General features: G+C 72.9%; 18 protein-coding genes. 12 read left to right on the top strand and 6 right to left on the bottom strand.

Going from position 1 to position 20,631, the window contains the following annotated elements; translation table 11 throughout:
• Window positions 1–125 precede the first annotated feature (125 nt).
• The 3 genes from MPTA5024_RS10245 (at window position 126) to MPTA5024_RS10235 (ending at window position 1,564) form a co-directional block, all read left to right on the top strand.
• Window positions 126–947 (top strand): helix-turn-helix domain-containing protein, encoded by an 822-nt coding sequence (locus tag MPTA5024_RS10245; RefSeq protein ID WP_051457895.1) that lies wholly within the window; start codon window positions 126–128, stop codon window positions 945–947.
• Window positions 948–1,181 carry a DUF397 domain-containing protein gene (locus MPTA5024_RS10240; protein ID WP_036321981.1) on the top strand — a complete coding sequence of 78 codons (234 nt, stop codon included), beginning with the start codon at window positions 948–950 and terminating at the stop codon, window positions 1,179–1,181. It begins immediately after the preceding gene.
• Window positions 1,182–1,300: 119 nt separating this feature from the next.
• Window positions 1,301–1,564, top strand: coding sequence for a hypothetical protein (locus tag MPTA5024_RS10235; RefSeq protein ID WP_232326368.1), 264 nt, complete (start codon window positions 1,301–1,303; stop codon window positions 1,562–1,564).
• 192 nt (window positions 1,565–1,756) lie between these two features.
• On the opposite strand, the gene MPTA5024_RS10230 is transcribed toward MPTA5024_RS10235, so the two are convergent.
• Window positions 1,757–2,365: a histidine phosphatase family protein gene (locus MPTA5024_RS10230; protein WP_036321975.1), complete on the bottom strand. Its 609-nt coding sequence runs from the start codon at window positions 2,363–2,365 to the stop codon at window positions 1,757–1,759.
• Between the two features lie 131 nt (window positions 2,366–2,496).
• Here MPTA5024_RS10230 and MPTA5024_RS10225 point away from each other — a divergent pair, with 131 nt between their 5' ends.
• Entirely contained in the window at window positions 2,497–3,351 is an 855-nt protein-coding gene (locus tag MPTA5024_RS10225; RefSeq protein ID WP_232326366.1) for a Gfo/Idh/MocA family protein, read from the top strand.
• Here MPTA5024_RS10225 and MPTA5024_RS10220 read toward each other — a convergent pair.
• Window positions 3,312–4,598: an acyltransferase family protein gene (locus MPTA5024_RS10220; RefSeq protein WP_051457893.1), complete on the bottom strand. Its 1,287-nt coding sequence runs from the start codon at window positions 4,596–4,598 to the stop codon at window positions 3,312–3,314. The two genes, MPTA5024_RS10225 and MPTA5024_RS10220, sit on opposite strands and share 40 nt — an antisense overlap.
• 365 nt (window positions 4,599–4,963) lie before the next feature.
• Here MPTA5024_RS10220 and MPTA5024_RS10215 point away from each other — a divergent pair, with 365 nt between their 5' ends.
• The 4 genes from MPTA5024_RS10215 to MPTA5024_RS10200 all read left to right on the top strand — a co-directional run bounded on the left by MPTA5024_RS10215 (window position 4,964) and on the right by MPTA5024_RS10200 (window position 8,676).
• Window positions 4,964–5,962, top strand: coding sequence for an ABC transporter substrate-binding protein (locus MPTA5024_RS10215; protein ID WP_036321964.1), 999 nt, complete (start codon window positions 4,964–4,966; stop codon window positions 5,960–5,962).
• Between the two features lie 238 nt (window positions 5,963–6,200).
• Entirely contained in the window at window positions 6,201–7,166 is a 966-nt protein-coding gene (locus MPTA5024_RS10210) for a FecCD family ABC transporter permease (RefSeq protein ID WP_084369653.1), read from the top strand.
• A gap of 47 nt (window positions 7,167–7,213) precedes the next feature.
• Window positions 7,214–7,972 (top strand): ABC transporter ATP-binding protein, encoded by a 759-nt coding sequence (locus MPTA5024_RS10205; protein ID WP_232326364.1) that lies wholly within the window; start codon window positions 7,214–7,216, stop codon window positions 7,970–7,972.
• Entirely contained in the window at window positions 7,969–8,676 is a 708-nt protein-coding gene (locus MPTA5024_RS10200; RefSeq protein ID WP_051457892.1) for an adenosylcobinamide amidohydrolase, read from the top strand. Before MPTA5024_RS10205 ends, MPTA5024_RS10200 begins: the two co-directional genes overlap by 4 nt.
• 54 nt (window positions 8,677–8,730) lie before the next feature.
• Here the strand turns inward: MPTA5024_RS10200 and MPTA5024_RS10195 are convergent, their stop codons facing one another.
• The gene (locus MPTA5024_RS10195; protein ID WP_232326362.1) at window positions 8,731–9,753 is read right to left on the bottom strand and encodes a GNAT family N-acetyltransferase; all 1,023 of its coding nucleotides are present in this window, start codon (window positions 9,751–9,753) and stop codon (window positions 8,731–8,733) included.
• A gap of 853 nt (window positions 9,754–10,606) precedes the next feature.
• On the opposite strand from MPTA5024_RS10195, the gene MPTA5024_RS10190 reads away from it, so the two are divergent.
• Window positions 10,607–11,866 (top strand): HNH endonuclease signature motif containing protein, encoded by a 1,260-nt coding sequence (locus MPTA5024_RS10190; RefSeq protein WP_232326354.1) that lies wholly within the window; start codon window positions 10,607–10,609, stop codon window positions 11,864–11,866.
• Window positions 11,867–12,035: 169 nt separating this feature from the next.
• Here MPTA5024_RS10190 and MPTA5024_RS42010 read toward each other — a convergent pair whose 3' ends face one another.
• Window positions 12,036–13,895 (bottom strand): serine/threonine-protein kinase, encoded by a 1,860-nt coding sequence (locus MPTA5024_RS42010; protein ID WP_063794647.1) that lies wholly within the window; start codon window positions 13,893–13,895, stop codon window positions 12,036–12,038.
• A gap of 49 nt (window positions 13,896–13,944) precedes the next feature.
• Window positions 13,945–15,549, bottom strand: coding sequence for a zinc ribbon domain-containing protein (locus MPTA5024_RS10180; protein ID WP_036321960.1), 1,605 nt, complete (start codon window positions 15,547–15,549; stop codon window positions 13,945–13,947).
• A gap of 193 nt (window positions 15,550–15,742) precedes the next feature.
• Here MPTA5024_RS10180 and MPTA5024_RS10175 point away from each other — a divergent pair, with 193 nt between their 5' ends.
• Both MPTA5024_RS10175 and MPTA5024_RS10170 read left to right on the top strand, forming a co-directional pair.
• Window positions 15,743–16,930: a sensor histidine kinase gene (locus MPTA5024_RS10175; protein WP_051457891.1), complete on the top strand. Its 1,188-nt coding sequence runs from the start codon at window positions 15,743–15,745 to the stop codon at window positions 16,928–16,930.
• A 17-nt stretch (window positions 16,931–16,947) separates the two neighbouring features.
• Window positions 16,948–17,631 carry a response regulator gene (locus MPTA5024_RS10170; RefSeq protein WP_157099349.1) on the top strand — a complete coding sequence of 228 codons (684 nt, stop codon included), beginning with the start codon at window positions 16,948–16,950 and terminating at the stop codon, window positions 17,629–17,631.
• Here the strand turns inward: MPTA5024_RS10170 and MPTA5024_RS10165 are convergent.
• Window positions 17,571–18,284 (bottom strand): hypothetical protein, encoded by a 714-nt coding sequence (locus MPTA5024_RS10165; RefSeq protein ID WP_036321954.1) that lies wholly within the window; start codon window positions 18,282–18,284, stop codon window positions 17,571–17,573. The two genes, MPTA5024_RS10170 and MPTA5024_RS10165, sit on opposite strands and share 61 nt — an antisense overlap.
• Before the next feature lie 191 nt (window positions 18,285–18,475).
• Between MPTA5024_RS10165 and MPTA5024_RS10160 the strand changes: the two genes are divergently transcribed.
• A complete protein-coding gene (locus MPTA5024_RS10160) occupies window positions 18,476–20,584 on the top strand; it encodes a DUF6421 family protein (protein ID WP_036321941.1) in 2,109 nt (702 codons plus the stop codon).
• The last annotated feature ends 47 nt before the right edge of the window (window positions 20,585–20,631 follow it).

Below are 20,631 nucleotides of genomic sequence, written 5' to 3'. Positions count from 1 at the left end.
GTTACCCCGGAACAACACTGGGACGAAGGGGGCGATCTTTGACAGACTGTGAACCAGTCCACAAAGCGGAGGAATAGCACGTGTCCATAGATCCGCCCGGTTCCGGTTCGACCGTACGGCGAATCATGCTCGGCGCCAGCCTTCGCCGGCTGCGCGAGGAGCGGGGCCTCACCCGCGAGGTCGCCGGGTTCCACATCCGGGCCTCCGAGTCGAAGATAAGCCGGATGGAGCTCGGCCGGGTCGGGTTCAAGACACGTGACGTCGAAGACCTGCTCACGCTGTACGGCGTCCACGACGACGCCGAGCGGCGTGGCCTGCTGGAGATGGTCCGTGAGGCCAACACCCCGGGCTGGTGGCACAAGTACGGCGAGGTCCTGCCGAACTGGTTCGTCACATACGTGGGCCTGGAGGAGGCCGCGAGCGTGATCCGCACCTACGAGGTGCAGTTCGTGCCCGGCCTGCTGCAGACGGCCCGGTACGCCCGGGCGGTGATCCAGCTGGGCTATCCGGAGGCGCCGGATACCGAGCTCGACAAGCGTGTGCATCTCCGCATGCAGCGGCAGGACAGGTTGACGCGCAAGGACGGTCCGCGGCTGTGGGCCGTCATCGACGAGGCCGCGCTCAAGCGGCCCATCGGAGGGAGAGCGACCATGCGGGAGCAGCTCCAGCACCTGCTGGAGGTCTCCACGCTGCCCAACATCACCCTGCAGGTGATGCCCTTCCGTTTCGGGATGCACGCCGCCGAGGGGGGCGCGTTCACGATCCTCCGCTTCCCGGAGTCCGACCTTTCGGACGTGGTCTACGTCGAGCAGCTCTGGGGTGCCCTCTACCTCGACAAGCGTGAGGACATCGATCCCTACCTCACGGCCATGGAGCAGTTGTGCGTGGAGAGCACGACGCCCGGGGGCACCGCCGAGATCCTCGGCGATCTTCTCAGAGAGATATGAATGCAGACATACAACGGGATGCCCGCAACCGACCTGGCCGGAGTCACCTGGCGGAAGAGCGTCCACAGCAACTCGACCGGCAACTGCGTGGAGTTGGCCGAACTCCCCGACGGCAGCGTGGCCGTGCGGAACTCGCGCTATCCCGAGGGGCCGGCTCTCATCTACACCCGCGATGAGATCCGGGCGCTCGTGCTCGGCGTCAAGGACGGCGAGTTCGACGGCCTCCTCGTGTAACACTGAGTTTACTTCGGTGTGAAGGGGCGTAACAGCGCCGCGCAGGCGGCGTAACAACGATCCGGCACAGTGGTCCCCAAGCGAGTTGAGCAAGAGGGGGGCCGGTCGTGCTGGACCAGATGACTCTTTACCCGGTGGCCGACGACGTGCTGTTCGCACCCGGAGGCCGCGTGGTGATCCGCACGTACGGCGTCGCGTCGGCGGCCGAGCCCGAGGACGGGCGGCCACGGTCGGTCGCGTACCGGACGTGGGTCACCGGGGTCCGTGAGCAGCCGAGGTACTGGCGGTGGGGGCACTTCGAAGACGCCCGGCGCGGCCACCGCAAAGTACTCGAATGGCTGACCGGTCGCGGTCCCCAGCCCCAAACCGTCGCGGGCACCTGAGCCCTGAACCCCGCCGGTCGCCCGCACGCGGACAAGACGCCGGGTGACGCCGGCGGGGACCTCCTCGCGGGGCTTCTCACGCGGGAGCCGTCCCACTCTGGGCCGTCTCACACTGGGCGTCTCACGCTGGTCTTCTCACCCGGGCCATCTCACCTGGGCCATCTCACCTGGGCCATCTCACCTGGGGCCGTCTCACACGGGCGCGTTCCAGGTCAGCAGGACCGGCTCGCCGTGCTCGTGGCCGAGCGTCGAGAACGTCCCGGTGTCGAGCCGGAAGAACCGCCCGTCGGCCGCCGGCAACCCGAGCCAGCGGGCCGCCAGAACCCGCAGGAAGTGGCCGTGCGCCACGATCAGCACGTCCCCGTCCCCGTCCCTGTTCCCGTCCTGGGCCGGTGCGGCGGCCCCGATCCTGGCGACGACCTTGTCGGCCCGCTCGCCGACGCGGTCGACGCTCTCCCCCGGGTGGGCGTCGTCGCCGGGCACGACGCCGTCGCGCCACAGGTACCAGCCGGGGCGCGACTCGCGGATCTCGGGCGTCGTGACGCCCTCGTAGCCGCCGTAGTCCCACTCCCACAGGTCGGGGTCCACCTCGTAGCGGCCGACGCCGGCGAGCTCCGCCGTGCGGCGGGCCCGTTGCGCGGGGCTCACCAGGACGAGCGCGAACGCCCGGTCCCCCACGACCCGGGCCAGCGCCCGGGCCTGCTCCTCGCCGCGGGCGGTCAGCGGCACATCGGTGCGCCCGGTGTGCCGTCCCGCCCTGCTCCATTCGGTCTCGCCGTGCCGCAGCAGTATCACGTTCATGACGGGTCCATATTGCCGGTACGGCCCGGGCCAACCCTTACCGGGGCACATCGGACTCCCTGGTCGATCGCGACCCCGGCGCTCCAGTAGGGTCGCCCACACGGGAGAGGGGCGCCATGGAGCCGGTGTCGGTGGGACTGGTCGGAGCGGGTCCGTGGGCCGGGATGGTCCACGCGCCCGCCCTCGCGAAGGGGCCGCACACGCGGCTCGCCGGCGTGTGGGCCCGCAGGCCGGAGGCGTCCCGGGCGCTGGCCGCGGCCCACGGCGCGCCCGCGTTCGAGCGGCTGGAGGACCTGTTCGACGCCTCGGAGGCGGTCGCCTTCTCGGTGCCGCCCGCCGTCCAGGCCGACGTCGCCGGGCGGGCCGCGAAGGCGGGCAAGGCCCTGCTGCTGGAGAAGCCCCTCGCGGCCGACCTCGACGGCGCCCGGCGGCTGGCCGCGGCGATCGCCGAGGCCGGGGTCGCCTCCCAGATGGTCTTCACGTTCCGCTACTCGCCCGCGACCACCGCGTTCCTGGAGGCCGCGCGGGCGCTGCGGCCGTTCGGGGGGCACGCCGCGTACATCTCCGGCGGCCTGAACGGCGGGCCGTTCGCCACGCCCTGGCGGCTGGAGCGCGGCGCCGTGCTCGACCTCGGCCCGCACATGATCGACCTGCTCGACGCCGCCCTCGGACGGGTGGTCGGCGTGCGCGCCCACGGCGACCCGCTCGGCTGGGCCGGCCTGCTGCTGGAGCACGAGAGCGGGGCGGTCAGCGAGGCGTCGCTGACCATGCGGGCCGGGGGCGAGACGCCCCCCGCCCGCGTCGAGGTGTACGGCGCGGAGGGCAACGCGACCCTCCTCGGCTCCGACCTCGGCGACGACGCGTTCGCCGAGGTCGCGCGGCAGTTCGCCGAGACCGTGCGCCGTGGCGGCGGCCACCCCCTGGACGCCGCCCACGGCCTGCGGATTCAGGAGATCCTGGAGGAGGCCGAGCGCGGGCTCCGGTGACCCGCGGCCCCCGAGCCGCTCGTGAGGCGGAGGCCCGCCGCCAGCGCCAGCGCGGCGGCGACGGGCGCGACACCGGGGGCGAAACCGGTCGCGGTGAGCGTGGTGAGCGCGCCGCCGATCAGGACCGCGGCCGCCACCACCCGGCCGGCGGAGGCCGGCCCCGGCGGCTCCTCGAAGCGGGCGAACAGCCCTGTCAGCGCCAGCAGGACGATCACCAGGGCGGCCAGCCACAGGGGCACCCGGCTCCACCAGGAGAACGACCCGACCGCCGGCGTGACCAGCCCGAACCCGAACATCGCCACGCCCGCGACCGTGACCAGCGCAGTCATGTGCCACAGGTAGAGCGTCATCATCCGGGGCGCGAGGACCGCGAGCGCGGCCTCCACGCGGGGCCGCCGGGCGAGGGAGACCAGGGCCGGGCGGAGCAGCATCGCGAGCCCGAGCTGGCCGGCGAACAGCGGCAGCAGGCAGGCGCTCGGCGGCGCCATGTTCGAGACCATGCCCGGCATCCCGATCATGCTGGCCGGGTACGGCCCGGCGACGACGAGCGCGGCCACCATCCCGAACCCGGCGACGGCGAGCCCGGCCGCCCGCGCCCCCGACAACCAGGCCAGGCGTCCCTCGGCGTACCGGAACCCGACCTGGTGGACGGCGAGCCAGACGAACACCACGTTGAGGTAGCCGGCCGCCTCGACCCCGGAGAACCGGACCACATCGGTCAGCACCGCCCCGGCCGCCAGGAGCGGCAGCACGCGCGAGGCCCGGGCGCGCACCAGCCACGGCGTCGACACGACGGCGACCAGGTAGACCGCGAGGAACCACAGCAGCTGACCGACCGTGCGGGCCGCCACCTCGACCGGCTGGGACGGCAGGCCCAGACCCTCCAGCACGTACGGTAGCGGCACCCACACGGCGGCGAGCGGCACGACGGGCCAGGCGAGCCGCCGCAGCCGCCGGGCGGCCCAGAGCCCGGGGGAGGAGGCCGAGCGGAGGCTCATCGCGTTCGCCGCGCCCCCCGCGAAGAACACGAGCGGCATGACCTGCGAGATCCAGGTGATCAGCGGCACGCCGGCGAGCGCGTTCCCGGTCGTGAGGCGGCCCCCCGCGAGCGCCAGGACCGGCATCGTCCAGTGCTGGGCGACCACGAGCACCATGCCGAAGACGCGCAGGAGGTCGACGAAACGGTCCCGCGGCGCGGGGGACGCCGGGGTTCGCGCGGGCGCCGGGGGAAGGGCAGTGAGGGACATGGGGGCCGCCTTAGCTGGGATTACGACCCTCCAAGCGTGTCCCGCGGCACCGGCCCGGCACAGCGACGGAGGCACTACTCCCGATCTTGGGGACACCCCACCCGGGGGGTGGGGCTGGCACCACCATCCGGCCCGGGCCGGACGCCGCCCAGGAGGTTGGTACCGTTCTGTCCGACGCGCGTCGTGCAGCGAAGTCCGGTGTGAACCCGGCGCTGTCCCGCAACTGTGGATCCCCGGGCCTTCCACCCCCGGGGGCGAGCCAGGTCGCCTGCACTGCGCGCCGACGTCGTGACCCTCGAGGAAAAGGGTGATCCGTCGCAATCCGCGGGTCCGCCGATTTTCCCCGCTCCCCAGGAGGAACACTCGTGAGGCCCGTACGCACGGCCGTCGCGGGCGTGGTGCTGGGCGTGCTCGGGCTGGCCGGATGCGGCCAGTCCGGAGACACAGCCGCACCCGCCGCGTCCAGTGCCGCACCTGCCGCACCTGCCGCATCTGCCGGATCTGCCGCGGCTCCCGCCGCGTCGACCGCCGGCTCGGCTTCGGCGGCGTTCCCGGTCACCGTCCAGGCCGGCAACGGCGCGGTGACCCTCGACCGGCGGCCCGAGCACATCGTGTCGCTGTCCCCGACCGCCACCGAGATCCTGTACGCCGTCGGGGCGGGCGGCCAGGTCGCGGCCGTGGACGACCAGTCGGACTATCCGCCCGAGGCGCCGAAGACCTCGCTGTCCGGCTTCAAGCCCAACCTGGAGGCCATCGTCGCCGCCAAGCCCGACCTCGTCGTGCTCGCCAACGACCTTGAGGGTGTGGTGGCCGGGCTCCGCAAGGTCGGCGTCCCGGTGCTCCTGGAGCCCGCGGCGACCAAGCTCGACGACACCTACGACCAGATCAGGGACCTGGGGGCGGCCACCGGCAACGCGGCCAAGGCCGAACAGGTCGCCGACGGCGTGAAGCAGGACATCGACCGCCTGGTGGCCGCCGCGCCCAAGGGCAAGGGCCTGACGTACTACCACGAACTGGACACGACGCCCTATGCTGCCACGTCGAGCACGTTCATCGGGCAGATCTACGGCCTGTTCGGGCTGAAGAACATCGCCGACCAGGCCCCGGACGCGGCCGGGGGCTACCCGAAGCTGTCGGCGGAGTACGTCGTCAAGGCCGATCCGGACCTGATCTTCCTGGCCGACACGAAGTGCTGCGGCCAGAACGCCGCCGCCCTCGCGAAGCGTCCCGGCTGGTCGGGGCTGTCGGCCATCAAGGCGGGGCACGTCGTGACGCTCGACGACGACGTGGCCTCCCGGTGGGGGCCAAGGATCGTCGACCTGGCCGAGGCCGTGAGCCAGGCCGTCCAGAAGGCCGCGGGCTGAGGCGACCGTGATCCCCGGTGATCCCGCCGGCGACCCCGCGGCCGCAGTCGCCACCGGTGAGGACGGCGGCGCCGTCGAGCGGCCGCGGCAGGGGCCGGCGTCCGCCGAGGCGGCCCGTGATGAGCCCGCCGGCGGCCCGGATCCCGGCGACGGTGGTGCCGGTGGTATCGGCGGCGGCGCGGGGCGGGCGCGGCGCGGGCGGGCGTATGCCGTGGCGTCGGCGGTCCTGGTCGCCGCCATGGTCGTGGGGGTGCTCGCCGGGGCCGCCGGGCTCCCGGCGCGCGGCGTCGCCCTCGCGCTGCTCGACCGGCTGCCGCTCGTGTCCGCGCATTCGGGGCTGACCTCGACCGAGCAGGGCCTGCTCTTCCAGCTGCGGGTGCCCCGCGTGCTGCTCGCGGCCCTGGTCGGGGGGCTGCTGGCGATGGCCGGCGCGGGATACCAGGGCGTGTTCCGCAACCCGCTCGCCGATCCGTACCTGCTAGGGGCCGCCGCGGGAGCCGGGCTCACGGTCACGCTCGTCGTGGTCTTCCTCGGCGGCGACGCCGGGGTGGCGGCCGTCCCCGTGGCAGCCTTCGCGGGCGCCGTCGGCGGGGTGTTCCTCGCGTACGCGCTGGGCAGCGCGGCGGGGCGCGGCGGAGGCACGTCCACGCTGGTGCTCGCCGGCGTGGCGGTGACCTCGTTCCTCACCGCGATCCAGACGTTCGTGCAGCAGCTCAAGGTGGACGAGCTGCAGCGGATCTACTCGTGGATCCTCGGCGATGTCGGGGGCGGGTGGGAGCAGCTCGCCATGGTCGCGCCGTACGCGGCCGTCTCCACGGTCGTGATGCTCCTGCACGGGCGGCTGCTCGACGTGCTGTCGGTGGGCGACGAGGAGGCGACGGGGCTCGGCGTCCACGCCACCCGGGTGCGCTTCGTCGTCCTGCTGGCCGCGTCGCTCGCCACGGCGTCGGCGGTCGCCGTCAGCGGGCTGATCGCGTTCGTCGGGATCGTGGTCCCGCACGTGGTGCGGCGGCTTGCCGGCTGGTCGTACCGGATCGTGCTGCCGCTGTCCTTCCTCGGCGGCGCGGCCTTCCTGGTGCTGGCCGACACGGTCGCCCGCACCGTGCTCGCCCCGGCCGAACTGCCGATCGGGGTGGTCACGGCGTTCGTCGGCGCGCCGTTCTTCGTCACGGTCCTGCGCATGTCGAGGCGGGTGGACGCGTGAGCGGCCCGGGTGCGGAGAGCGGCGGCGTTCGCGCGCGGAGCGTGGGGGTGACGCTCGGAGAGCGGCCCGTGCTCGCGGACGTCTCGCTCTCGGCCGGCCGAGGCGCGTGGCTGGCCGTCATCGGGCCGAACGGCGCGGGCAAGTCCACCCTGCTCAGAGCCGTCGCCGGGCTGATCCCCGCCGAGGGCGAGGTGTTCGTGAACGGCGCGCCCGTGCGCGGCCTGCGCCCCCGCGACCGCGCCCGGCTCGTCGCGTACGCCCCGCAGAGCCCGGCGTTGCCGCCCGACATGACCGTCTACGAGTACGCCCTGCTGGGCCGTACGCCGTACATCGCCTACCTGGGGAGGGAGAGCGCGCGCGACCGCGAGGTGACCGGGTCGGTGCTGGAGCGGCTCGACCTGGAGGCCTTCGCGTCGCGGCCGCTCGGCCACCTGTCCGGCGGCGAGCGCCAGCGCGTGGTGCTCGCCCGCGCCCTGGCGCAGCAGGCGCCGGTGCTGCTGCTCGACGAGCCCACCACGGCCCTCGACCTGGGCCACCAGCAGCAGGTGATGGACCTGGTCGACCGGCTCCGGGTCGCCGACGGGCTCACGGTGGTGACCACGCTGCACGACCTCACCCTCGCCGGGCAGTACGCCGACACGCTGGTGCTGCTCGCCGGCGGCCGCGCCGTCGCCGCCGGGACGCCGGACCAGGTGCTGACCGAGCCCTTGCTCGCGCGGCATTTCGGGGCCCGGGTCCGGGTCGGGCCGGCTCCGGACGGGCGTCCGCTCGTCCATCTCGTACGGCTCGGGGGTGCGGAGGCGTGACGACGCCGGCTGCACGTGCATCGCTGAGCCACCGGTACGAGGACGGGATCCGCCTCGGCACGCTCCTGTGGCGCTTCGGCCCTGGGTGGCGGATGATCTCCTCGGCGATGCTGGGCGGCGGGATCGGACCGCGGGCGTGGGTGGTGAACGCGCAGGTCCCGGCGGGGTACGGGCGCATGGACCCGGTCGACCACCTGACGTCCATCGGACCGCCCGAGGGGCTGGGCGTGGGCATGCTGACCGCCGCCCCCGTCGCGCGGTACGTCGCCGCGGCGGACGGGGGAGCGGAGGCCGTGGCGACCGTCGGCCTGGGGGTGCCCACGTGGGCCGCGTCACCCGAAGGCGTCCCGGACCCCGGTGATCTCTTCGCTTCCGGCGGTGGGCCGGGGCTGCCGGTTCCGGGCAGCGGTGCCGTCCGGCCGGGGACGATCAACGTCGTCGTCGCCGTCCCCGTGGCGTTCTGCGACGCGGCCCTGGTCAACGCCGTCATGACCGTGACCGAGGCGAAGACCCAGGCACTGGTTGAGGCGGGCGTCCCCGGGACCGGCACGGCCTCGGACGCCGTCTGCGTCGCCGTACGGGACGAGGGGCCGGAGGAACTGTTCGGCGGGCCGCGGTCGGAGTGGGGCGCCAGGATCGCGCGGGCCGTCCACCGCGCGGTCCTCGACGGCGCCCTGGACTGGCGGCGCCGGGCCTCCGGTTAGCCGGGAGTCCGCTGCGGGAGGGCTTGAGAGGTCGGGCCCTCCCGCGGAGCGCCGTCAGCTCCAGGTCATGTCGATCTGCCGCTGGAAGGTGACGTAGCCGGCGCGTTCGAAGGCGCGGGCCATCGGGACGTTGCCGACGTCCGTGGCCGCTCTGATCCGCGCCGCGCCCTGGTCCGCGAGGATCCTCGTCCCCTCGGCGAGGAGGTCGTCGACGTGGCCCCGCCCGCGGTGGGCCGGGAGGACGCCGATGTAGGCGATGATCGGGTTGTAGTCGTTCCGTGCCGGGACGACGAAGCCCACGGGCTCGCCGCCGGCCGTGATCCCGATCCGCCACCAGTCGCGCCGGGGGTACCGCCCCAGCTCACCGTCGTAGTGGCCGGCCGCCACCGCGGCCGCAGGCAGCCGGGCCAGCTCCGCGCGGCTGTGGGCGTCGAGCGTGTCCTCCAGCACGAGGGTCATCAGTTCGACGAGTTCCGCGCGGTCGCGCACCGGCCGGAACGTCAGCCGGCCGCTGGGCGGGGGAATCGGCGTCCCCACCCGCCATTCCAGCCGCCGCCGTTCGACGAGCAGCCGGGCGCCGGCGTGTTCGAGGACGGTCATGCGGTCGCTCACCTCCCGCCTGGCCGCCTCGTCCTCCCGCCAGCCGGGCGAGATGAAGCGGCTGTACTCGGGGGGAGCGGCTCCCGGCGGCAGGACCGCGGCCATCGCCGTCCGGAGCAGCCGGACCCCGACGTTGACCCGCTCTGATGCGCCAGGCCGGTCGGGTTGGTGGGGCTGTTCGTTTTGGTGCCGTTGATCAGGGTTACTCGGTTCGTCCGGATGCTGTGGTCGGTCGGGCTGGTCGTCGAGGTCGAGGATGTCGAGGATCTGCGGCGCGGCGCCCTCGCGCGGGCCCCACCAGGCCAGCCGGGCTACGACGCGGTCGCCGCTGAGCGCCATCCACATCCACTCCGGCCGCCGTCGGCCGGAGGCGAGGTCGTCGGCCAGCTCGTCGTTCAGCACGTACGGCAGCCGGCAGAAGAGGTCGATTTCCTCGGGTCCCGTGATGGGACGCATGGTCAGGTCGTTCTGAGTCACGGCACTTCCCTTGTGCAGGTGCTCCGGCTCGTCCCGGGGACGGCTACTGGTGCTCTCCCCGGGAGGGAGCCGGCACGTCGTTCATGGGGTACATGGCTCGTCCCTCCTCTCGTGTCCCGGCGGCACCCGTTCTCGGCTGCCGATCTGTCGCAGTTCCAGCAGTTCTATTCGTCAGGTCCGCGGCGGAGCAATTGCTTTTACGGCGCCTGTCGTCACAGGGGCTGCTCGTGCGAGCCCGGGTGTCGGGGTCGTCAGGTAGATCTTTACGGCTGTCGCCTGCTGAGGTGCGGGTTCGGGCCGGGAAATGTCGGAGGGAGAATCTAGGGTGGGAACAGTTGTTCGAGGCGGGTTCGAGGTGGGTGAGGAGGTGTCGCCGGTGTCCGCGTTCCCCGCCGAGGAGTCGTTCGGCGCTTTCGACGACGCTCGCGCCTTCGACGTGCCCTCACCGCTCGCGGGCACGATCCTCGATCCTCAGGCGCTCCGGCGTTCCGGCCGTAGGGGATCCGGGCCTGGCGGACGCAGGCGACGGGACCGTGGCCGGCGGCAGGAGACATTCGCCTTCCCTCAAGGAGGAAGCGCCGAGGGGGGCGCCCGGCCTGCGTCCGGCGTGGGCACGGAGGAGGCGGACGGCCCTGCGGATGCCGCCGCGTCCTCGGGCTCCGCTCCGGACACCGCCGCCGGCCCCGCGCCGGAGGCCGGAGTGACTGCCACCGGTGAATGGGTGTCGCGGTTGCGGGAGACCGCCTCCCGGCTGGCGGCCGCGGATCCGCCCGACAGTGCCGTGACATGCCTGGAGGAAGCGGAAGAACTGACCGCTGTCCGTGATCTGGTGATCTCGGCGATCACAGCCCGGGTGAACCGAGTCCACGCGACGGGCGAGGCCAAGGCGAACGGGCACGCGTCGACCGGGACGTGGTTGCGCACGGCGACCGGCATGACCGGTGCGGGCGCGACCCGCCTGATCCGGATCTCCACCGAGCTGTCCCGGCTGCCGATCGTGCGAGACCGGTTCGCGTCCGGTGCCCTGGCCGAAGGGGCCGTCGACGCGATCACGCAGGTCACCGCCCGGTTGACCGAGGCCCAGGCGGCTCTCGCCGAGCCGATCCTCCTTGAGCTCGCCCAGACCGCGTCCCCCGCCGAGGTGTGCAAGGTCGGGCGTTACCTGCGCGAGCTGCTCGATCCCGGCAGCCTGGACGGAGAGGCCGAGGACGACCACGCCGCGCGGTTCCTTCTCGTGCGCCCGTCGTCCACCGGTGGGGTGGAGGGTGAGTTCCGCCTGCCGCGTGAGGCCGGCGCCCGTCTGCGCGAGTTCCTGACCGCGTACGCGCGGCCGAGGGACAAGCACGACGACCGGCCACTGCGGGTGCGCCAGGCCGACGCGTTCTCCGCCCTGCTGACCAAGAAGGTCTCCACTGAGTTGCTCGTGCTCGTCCGCGCCGAATCGCTTCCCGACGACGCCCACAGTGGTTCCGAGCAGGATCAGGCCGCAGCGCGCGAGCCCGGTCAGGAGCAGACCGAGCACGAACCCGACGATGCTCGTGACGGAGTCCCCGGCGGCCAGGCGAGGCGGACGGGTGGCCAGAAGCGTCCCGGGGCCGGCGAACGTCCCGACGCCTGCCGGACCTGCGGCCACGCTCCCGACCGTCTCGCACCCGGGCTGCTGGTGGCCACGGGGCACCTGCTGCCCGTCAGCGACGTCCACCGGCTCGCCCGCACCTCGAAGCTCGTCCGGATGGTCGTGAACGCCAAGGGTCAGATCCTCGACATGGGCCGTGCGGTACGGCTGGCGACCCCCGCGCAGCGGCAGGCGATCGTGACCCGCTACGCCACCTGCTATGTCGAGGGCTGCCCCATCCCTGCCGACATGGCGGAGGTCGACCACGTCACGGGCTGGGCCGACGGCGGAACGACCGATCTCGATCACCTCGCGCCCGCATGTGGCTGGCACAACCGCGACAAAGCGGTGCATCCAGAGCGCTATCTTCCACGCCGCAACGATGACGGCACCTGGACACTCCTCTACCTGGGAAGGCGAGCCCGGCACCGCGGCAGCCGGACCGGGCAGGCCAGGCACGGCAGGCGCGGCGGCTCACCGGACCGGTTACGCCGATGACTCCGACACGTCGCTCACGCTCATCGATCGGTGACGCCCGGAGGCACGGGCCGCCGTCCGGTCGGTCTCGCGCGCCGAGATTCGGGTCCGGAATTCGGACGCCCGAACAAAGCACGCAGGCGAACGCCCCGTGTAACCACGACACGCCCTGATACGCGGCAGACGTACGTCAGGACTTGAACGCCACGGTGTTCACCATGTGCTCGATGAGCTGCTGGTCGCACCGCCCCGACGGGCAGAAGAACGTGATCAGTACCGGCGTGTCGCCGCTGTCCTGACGCACCAGGTAGGAGGTGAAGTCGAGCCGCCCCGTCTGCTGCGGGTCGGTCATCACGCCGTTGATCTTGAAGGCGGGCTTGCCGCCGACCGTCGTGGGGATCGGGGCGCCGGTGTACCCGGTCGTCCCCGGCAGGGCCGACTGCAGGCTCTGCTGGAGCTCCGCGGGGGAGTCCATAGTGCTGAGGGCATTGCTCACCTGGGCGAACACCCCGACGGCGCGCTCCGGCTGGCCACTAATGATCGGGTCGACCTTCGACCAGTCGGTGTTGCCCGGCACGGCGAACAGCGCGTTGAACTCGTCGACGGCTGGTGAGGCGATCATCCATTGGTCGGCGTTGGTCCTCGCGTTCCCCCACGTGGACGGGTAGGCCATCGTGAACGGCGCGGCGACCGACCCCGGGTAGGTGTTCCACGTGGCGGCGGTGTCCCCGCCCCGGGTGAGGATCAGCGTCGCCGCCACCGCGATGGAGACGAGGACGGCGAGGCCGCCGATCACCGGCCCGACGGGGAACCTGCGCCTGCGCTCGCCGGCCGTGGCGGGCCGGGACGGCGTGGCGGCGACGGTGGGCGCGGCGTGCGGATGGGCGCCCGCCTGCTGGTAGGCGCCCTCCGGGTACGGCCCGCCGTATGACCCCTGCGTGTAGGCCGGGTCGGAGTACGACGGGTGGGACGCCGGTGGATACGACCAGGCGGAACCGGACCCGCCCCCCTGCGAGCCGGAGGGCTGTGACACCGGCGGGTACGACGGGTGGGAAGACGGGTGCGACGAGGGATGGGACGTCGGACGGGAAGCGGACGAGTGGGAGGGATGCGAGGGGTGTGAGGGGTGTGAGACCGGCGGGTAGGAGCCCGCCTCCGGCGAACGGCCCGCCCGCCCCGACGCCGGGCCGTACTGCTCCTCCTCGACGCCGCTGATCGCGTCCCGCAGCGCGGCGACGAAGGCCTGGCACGTCGGGAACCGCTCGGCCGGGTTCTTGGCCAGTGCCCGCAGCAGCACCCCGTTCACCGCGTGCGGCAGGTCGGGCCGGTACGGCGTGAGCGGCGGCGGATCGTGGGACACGTGGGCATACAGCAGCGCGAGCTCGGTGTCGCGCTGGAAAGGCGGCTGCCCGGCCAGGGCCTCGTAGACCACGCAGGCGAAAGCGTACAGGTCGCTGCGCCCGTCGACCGGCAGGCCGCGGATCTGCTCGGGGGCGACGTAGCGGGGCGTGCCCATGAAGTGCCCGTGGCTGGTCAGCCCCGCCTCCGCCGAGGAGCTCTTGGTGAGCCCGAAGTCGGTCAGGTAGACGTGGTCCGTCTCGGTCACCAGGATGTTGGCCGGCTTGACGTCCCGGTGCACGAGCCCGTTGGCGTGGGCGGCGTCCAGGGCCGAGGCGATCTGCGCGAACAGCGGGTTGGCCCGGCCCACGGGCAGCGGCCCCGCCGACTGGACGAGCTTGCGCATGTCGCTGCCCTCGACGTACCGCATGGCGATGAACAGCAGGTCGTCGCGCTCGCCGGCCTCGTAGATCGGGATGATGTTGGGGTGGTCGATGCTCGCCACGAGCCGCGACTCGCGGACGAAGCGGTCGCGGAAGCGGTCGTCGTGCGACAGCTGCGGCGCGAGGATCTTCAGCGCCACGGCCCGGCCGAGCCGCTGGTCGCGGGCCCGGTAGACGGTGGCCATGCCGCCCCGTCCGACGACGGCCTCGATCTCGTAGTCGCCGAGCCGCCGCCCGATCAGCGGCGGCAGGGCCGGTCCCTCGGTCATGACGCCTCCCCCCGGGGCGGTCGCTGACGGTGGTGCGCTGGCGCGGATGTCATGAGTCCGCCGGGTTGCCGCAGAACCCGCAGAAGCGGTGTCCCTGGCCGAGCCTCATGCCGCACTGCGTGCAGAACTTCATCTGCCCCTGCCCCCGCGGCGGGGACAGGTCGGCCGGGTGGGGCCGGCCGCCGGGCGGCGACAGGTCGACCGGCTGCGGGCGGCCGCGGGGCGGGGAGGGGTCGTGCGGCGGGTCGGACGGCGAGACGAACGACCGGCCCGCCTCCGGCGGCGTGGACGTCTCAGGCCGGGCCGCCGCGGGCCACGAACCGGGGTGCGACGTCTCCGCGGGCCGGGCCGTCCCGCCGGCGGTCTCGAACACCTGGGTGACCCCGTTCGGCGGCCAGGAGACCGGGGGCACGGAGTCGGGCCCGGCGGAGGCGTCCTGGCCGGTCCGGCGCCTGCGCAGCAGCAGCGGGACCGCCACGGCGACGAGGAGCGCCACCACGACGACGCCGCCGATGACGAAGACCAGCGCCGGGGGCGAGGAGGCCTTCTTGGCGGCGACGGGGCTCGGCCGCGGCCGGCTGCCCGCGTCCTCGGCGGTTCCCGCCTTGGCGCGGGAGACCCGCAGGTGGTCGAGCGCCACCGCGTGGTCGGGCCGCAGGTTGAGCACCTGCTGCAGCACCGGCACCGCGCTGGAGTACAGCTTGTTGTGGTACGACGCGAGGGCGTTCTCGAAGACGACGTCGACCGGCCCGCGGCGCGGGGTGATCCCGGCGGCGACCAGGGCGGTGCGGATCTCGTCGGCCCCGGTGATCGTGGTCGCCACGTCGTCGCCGCCGGCGAGCAGGCCCACGACCTCGCTCTTGCCGTCGTCGATGAGCGCCGAGCCCGGTCCCGCGTTCTTGAGGACGCCGTCGAGCTTCTCACGCTCGGTGCTCTTGAAGGTGCGGCTGCCCGGAGGGTCGAGGTGGGCCGTGTCGAGCTTGGGCGGCGCCGTCGCCGACGGCCGGGCGGGCAGGGACATCACGTCCAGCGACTCGGTGTTGGCCGCGATCTCCGTCCCCAGCGGCACGGTCGGCAGCGTCTGCTTCTCCCCGCCCTTGGTCGTCTTCAGGACGGCGGGCGCGGCGGGCGACGTCCCCATGGTCAGGATCTGCGCCGGCAGCCCGTCCGGGGGAGGCGGGTCGAGGTAGGGGAAGACGGTGACCTTCGTGGTGACCTGCGAGATGCAGGTCGAGTCCGACTGCTGGGGCGGGTAGCACGCCTGCAGCCGCCGGTTGAGGTCGGCGTTGTCGAGCGTGTGCCTCTTGAAGTCCGCCGGGATCTTGACCTTGAAGTACTCGGCGAAGACCCGGTTGGCCGCGTAGACCCTGGGGTCGCGGCTGGCCTGGACGACCTGGGTGGCGGTGACGACCACCCCGTCAGGGGTGACGGTGAAGCCGCTCCCCTCGGCGAGCTCGGTGTCGTACTCCCGGGCGACCTGCTGGATGACGCTCCGGTCGTCGAGGAGCGTGATCGATACGTGCGAGGTGGACTCCACGCGCACCGCCCCGGGCGTCACCCGGTCGGTGGACCCGCTCGGATGCGGATGGAGCATGGGCGCCGCCAGGGCGCCGAGGGCGCCCAGCCCCGCGATGAGGGAGTGCAGGCGGGGCATCCGCGTCTCCTATGCCTGATCGGAACAGTCCAAGAGTCTCAGCGTGACCGGGGGCCGACAAGGCCGGTGCCACGACCGACACTCACTTGATACAGGCCTATGATCTTGCGGCCACTTGCAAACGGCTTGACGCTCGATTGGCGCGGCGATTTGAGGCATGCGCGCGAGTCCCGTTCGGGTTAATGTGCCGCACATGCACCCCCTGCTCCGGCATTTCCGCTCGCTGCCGACGGTCGATCTCCTGATCGGAGCGGCCGTCATCGCCCTCGGCATACTCGAGGCGTTCACGGTCGCCACCTCGTACGGCGCGACCGAGAACCCGGAGCTGTGGTGGGTGGGCCAGGCGATCGTGACGGGCGTCCTCGTCTGGTACCGCCGGCGGGCGCCGGTCGCCGTCTTCATCCTGATGATCCTCGCCCAGTACGCGTGGCACCGGCAGGGCCACGAGCAGTGCCCGGTGTGGCAGCTGGCCGCGCTGCTCATCGTCTTCCACACCATGGGCGCGCACCTGCCGCTGAAGCCCGGCGGCGCGTGGGCGGTCACCGGCATCCTCGTCTTCGACTCGGGCGCCGTGGACCACCGGTTCCTCCCGTTCGACGAGGTCATCTTCCTGACCGTGATCTTCGGCTCGGCCTACGTGACGGGGCTCGCCCTGCGGCGCTACCTCGTCCGGGTGCACCGGATGGCCGAGCGGGCGGCCCGCATGGAGATGGAGCGCGAACGGCGGGCCGCCGAGGCCGTGGCGGCCGAGCGCACCCGCATCGCCCGCGAGCTCCACGACGTCGTCGCCCACAGCGTGAGCATGATGGTCATGCAGGCGGGCGCGCTGCGGCGGACCCTGGACGTGGCGGCCGAGACGAACCCCGGGCAGGTCGCGGTCCTGTCCGGCATCGAACGGTCCGGGCGCGAGGCGGTCGAGGAGCTGCGGATCATGCTGGGGGCCCTGCGGATGCCGCAGGAGGAGGCGCTGCCGCAGCCCGGCCTCGACATGGTGTCCAACCTGATCTCCACCGTCGGCACCTCGGGCCTGCGGGTCTCGCTCGCGGTCGAGGGCGACCCCGTACGGCTCCCGCCGGGCCTCGATCTGTCGGCGTACCGGATCGTGCAGGAGGCCCTCACCAACGCGGTGAAGTACGCGGGGGAGTCGGAGGTGCGGATCCGGGTGGCCTACCTCCACGACTCGCTGGAGGTGGAGGTCGCCGATAACGGCCAGGGCGCCGGACCGGCGCTGTCCACCGGCAACGGGCTCATCGGGATGCGCGAGCGGGCCGAGCTGTTCGGCGGCTCGCTGGAGGCGGGCCCGCTGCCGCAGGGCGGCTTCCGCGTCCGCGCGACGCTGCCGATCCCCAGGGGAGTCCCGATGAGCGAGGCCACGAGTTGACCGACGGCACCGGTTCCATGAGCTCCACCGGCTCCCTGCGCTCCATCCGCATCGTGCTCGCCGACGACCAGGCCATGATCCGGGCGGGCCTGCGCATGGTCGTGGAGAGCGAGCCCGGCATGGAGGTCGTCGGGGAGGCCGCGGACGGCGCCGAGGCCGTGGCGGTCGCCACACGCGTGCGGCCCGACGTGGTGCTCATGGACATCTCCATGCCGCGCATGGACGGCCTCACGGCGGCCAGGCGGCTGCTCGACTCCCCGAACCCGCCGAAGATCATCATGCTCACGACGTTCGACACCGACGAGAACCTGTACGCCGCGCTGCGTGCCGGGACGAGCGGCTTCCTGCTCAAGGTGTCGCCGCCCGAGCAGCTCGTGGAGGCCGTCCGGGTGGTCGCCGCGGGCGACGGCCTGCTCGACCCCGCCGTCACCACGCGGGTCATCGCCTCGTTCGCCGGGCGGCACGAGCCGGTCCGCCCGCCGCAGCTGTCGGAGCTCACTCCGCGCGAGCTGGAGGTGCTGCGGATGCTGGCGAGGGGCCTCACCAACGCCGAGATCGCCAAGGAGCTCTTCGTCGGCGAGGCCACCGTCAAGACCCACGTCGCGCGCGTGCTCATGAAGCTCGGCCTGCGCGACCGCGCTCAGGCGGTCGTGTTCGCGTACGAGTCGGGCGTGGTCACCCCGGGCACCGGGCTCGGGTAGTACGACGCCCACGCGCGGTCGCCCATGCGCAGGATCTTGAGCCCGAGGTAGCCGAGGACCAGGACGTTGCCGCCGCTCCAGAGGAAGCTGAGCGGCCCGTAGTCCATGACGTACGGCGAGATCCACACGAGCGCGCCCGCCGCCGGGATCCACCAGCGGACGAACCCCGCCCTGGTCAGCGCGACCATGATGAGGATCAGGCCGAGCGGCCCGAGGAAGACCCACGGCATCTGGAACGAGAACACCACGCCGGGCAGGTCGAACACCTCGTTGAACAGCTTCTCGGCCTGGTCGGCCGGGTAGTGCCGCCCGAACCACCACTCCACCGCGTCGCCCATGAGCAGGGCCGACAGGTTGATGAAGCCGAGCGCGGCGAACAGCCCTCCGATGTGCCCGAGGACCACGCCCCGCCGGCGGGTCAGGTGCAGCAGACCGAGGGCGGCGAGCGGCAGCAGGACCCAGCTCCAGTGGTAGAGGGCGGACTGCAGCTGCGCCATCGCCGGGTTGACCGCGAACGTCGCGACCTCCCGGTCGTCGTCGCTCCACGTCCCCGGGTCGACGAGCGTCGCGGTGAGCTGGAACAGGGGCGAGACGATCAGCGCGGCGCCGATCGCGGACCGCCGGAAGCCGGCGGCGTCGGTCGGTTTGAACATCGGGTCCCCTCAGGCGGTCGGCCGGACTGGTGCACGGGCGGGCCGTACGACCGGGGACCGTAGGCGGGCGGTCCGGCGCGGCTCGTCCGCCGCTCGGGTGATGGGTCGTCACCCGCTGGATCGACTTATCGCCAGAAGGACACCTTTGTGTATATTTTCCGGAAGACGGCTCACGGAACGGGAGATATTTCATGAAGGCCTTCCCGTCGGTCCTGTTCGACGAGGCGCACAGCGAGGCGTGGACCATCAGGCGCGAGGTCGCCGAGGCCATGAATCCCGCGCACCCCGACGACAACAGCTACGCGGAGGCCGCCGGCGTCCTGCGGCGTCTCGGGCACACCGTCGCCGCGCACGTCGAGGGGGAGGTCACCCCGGGCGTGCTGGAGGCGAGCGACGTGTTCGTGGTCGCGCACCCGTCCGGTGAGCGCTGGGAGCGGACGACCGGCGGCAGCCCCGTCTTCTCCGCCGCCGAGATCGACGCCGTCGAGGCGTACGTCGCGGCCGGCGGCGGGCTCGTCGTCCTCGCCGAGTGCGAGCAGGAGAAGTACGGCACCAACCTGGCCGACCTGCTGGCACGGTTCGGCGTCGCCGTCGAGCACGCGACCGTCCAGGACCCCGCGCACTGCCACAACGGGGTCGCGACATGGGTCCTCGGCGTCCCGGCCGACGGCCGGTCCCGGGAGATCACGACGGGCCCCGGCGGGACCCGTCAGGACCTGCTCGCCGAGGTCCGCCAGGCCTGCTTCTACCGGGCCGGGACGCTCACCGCGCCCGGGGACGCGACCGTCCTGTTCTCCACGTCCCCGACCGCAGGCCCCGCCGGCCGCCCGCTCGCGGTGGCCCTGCGGCACGGCCGCGGGCGGGTCGTCGTGCTGGCCGACTCGGACCTGTTCGGCGACGACTCGATCGCCGACTACGACCACGGCCAGCTGTGGGCCAACCTCGTCACCTGGGCGGCCCGCGTCCCCGAGCACGCCTCGTCCCGGACGGTCAGCCGGCCGGAGGCAGAGGGGGTGGCCGAGGGCTTCGCCGTCCTCAAGGCCGCCGTGGAGCGGCTGCGGCCCCTGCAGGCCAAGGACGGCTCGATCACGGGCGACAAGGACCTCGCCGTCGAGCTGATCTCGGAGGTCTCCGACCACGTCGTACGGCTCGCGCCGCACTTCCCGCACGACCGGGAGTACCTCGACGCCGTCGCCGCCGACCTGCGCAAGTGGGTGTCCGACGGCCTGGGCGTGCCCGACTTCCTCGACTCGCTCAACGCCTTCCACCCGGACACGCAGCGGGAGGACGGCCTGGAGCACCTCGTCGTGTTCCCGATGTACACCCAGAACGGCAACCCGAACCGCAACCTGGAGGCCGTCTGGATCCGCGTGGTGTGGCCGGACTGGCTGGCCGAGCTGGAGCGGGGCGGCTACGACAACCCGATGTTCGTGCCGATCGCGTTCGAGGACTTCACCTCCGGCTACGACACGAACTCGGCCGTGCTGTTCCCCGAGACCGTCGCGGTCCGGCAGACGCCGCCGCGGTTCACCTGGGGCGGCATCTTCTGCGACCGCGAGGCCGCGCGCTTCCGGGCGGTGAGCGAGGCGGCCGCCGCCACGCTCAAGCTGGCCCTCCCGCCAGACGCGGCGCGGCTGCTGGCCTCCCAGGACCTCGCCCAGGACACGTTCGTCCTGTGGGACCTCGTCCACGACCGGACGCACAGCCACGGCGACCTCCCGTTCGACCCCTTCATGATCAAGCAGCGCATGCCGTACTGGCTGTACTCGCTGGAGGAGCTGCGCTGCGACCTCACCGCGTTCGGCGAGGCCGTCAAGCTGGAGGTGGCGGGCGTGCCGCACGCGCGCTACGTGCAGTACGCCATCCTCTTCGACCGGCTCTTCCGCTTCCCGATCACCGGTGAGCGGGTGCGCAACTACGACGGCCTCGGCGGCCAGCTGCTGTTCGCGTACCTGCACCGCAAGGGCGTCGTCCGCTGGACCGACAACCGGCTCACGATCGACTGGACCCGGGTGGCCGACGCCGTCGCCGACCTGCGCGGCGAGGTCGAGACCCTCTACCGGGACGGCATCGACCGCTCGAAGATGGCCCACTGGCTCGCCGCCCACCGGCTCGTCGCCGCCTATGTGGAGCCCCACCCGGCGTCCGTGTGGCACCAGGGGGTTCAGGCGCTGCCCACCGAGCAGAAGGCCATGGTGGACGCCGTACTGCCCGACGAGTTCCCCCTGAGCATGTTCTACGAGGCGCTGCGCCGTAAGCTCGCCGACGTGGTCGAGTCGACCAGGGGTATCCGGGCCTGAGACCCGGACGCCGGCGCGGAACCCGCGGGCGGCGCGGACGCATACGG

The sequence above is a fragment of the Microbispora sp. ATCC PTA-5024 genome (genome assembly GCF_000511135.2).
Taxonomy (GTDB): domain Bacteria; phylum Actinomycetota; class Actinomycetes; order Streptosporangiales; family Streptosporangiaceae; genus Microbispora; species Microbispora corallina.
This window is presented reverse-complemented; position numbering and strand designations above follow the sequence as displayed.

What these genes read in the sequence shown, in the direction of transcription:
- MPTA5024_RS10245 (WP_051457895.1), top strand. Translation starts at nt 126, where the DNA reads ATGCTCGGCGCCAGCCTTCGCCGGCTGCGCGAGGAGCGGGGCCTCACC.
- MPTA5024_RS10240 (WP_036321981.1), top strand. Translation starts at nt 948, where the DNA reads ATGCAGACATACAACGGGATGCCCGCAACCGACCTGGCCGGAGTCACC.
- MPTA5024_RS10235 (WP_232326368.1), top strand. Translation starts at nt 1,301, where the DNA reads ATGACTCTTTACCCGGTGGCCGACGACGTGCTGTTCGCACCCGGAGGC.
- MPTA5024_RS10230 (WP_036321975.1), bottom strand. Translation starts at nt 2,365, where the DNA reads ATGAACGTGATACTGCTGCGGCACGGCGAGACCGAATGGAGCAGGGCG.
- MPTA5024_RS10220 (WP_051457893.1), bottom strand. Translation starts at nt 4,598, where the DNA reads ATGTCCCTCACTGCCCTTCCCCCGGCGCCCGCGCGAACCCCGGCGTCC.
- MPTA5024_RS10210 (WP_084369653.1), top strand. Translation starts at nt 6,201, where the DNA reads ATGGTCGTGGGGGTGCTCGCCGGGGCCGCCGGGCTCCCGGCGCGCGGC.
- MPTA5024_RS42010 (WP_063794647.1), bottom strand. Translation starts at nt 13,895, where the DNA reads ATGACCGAGGGACCGGCCCTGCCGCCGCTGATCGGGCGGCGGCTCGGC.
- MPTA5024_RS10180 (WP_036321960.1), bottom strand. Translation starts at nt 15,549, where the DNA reads ATGCCCCGCCTGCACTCCCTCATCGCGGGGCTGGGCGCCCTCGGCGCC.
- MPTA5024_RS10175 (WP_051457891.1), top strand. Translation starts at nt 15,743, where the DNA reads ATGCACCCCCTGCTCCGGCATTTCCGCTCGCTGCCGACGGTCGATCTC.
- MPTA5024_RS10170 (WP_157099349.1), top strand. Translation starts at nt 16,948, where the DNA reads ATGAGCTCCACCGGCTCCCTGCGCTCCATCCGCATCGTGCTCGCCGAC.
- MPTA5024_RS10165 (WP_036321954.1), bottom strand. Translation starts at nt 18,284, where the DNA reads ATGTTCAAACCGACCGACGCCGCCGGCTTCCGGCGGTCCGCGATCGGC.
- MPTA5024_RS10160 (WP_036321941.1), top strand. Translation starts at nt 18,476, where the DNA reads ATGAAGGCCTTCCCGTCGGTCCTGTTCGACGAGGCGCACAGCGAGGCG.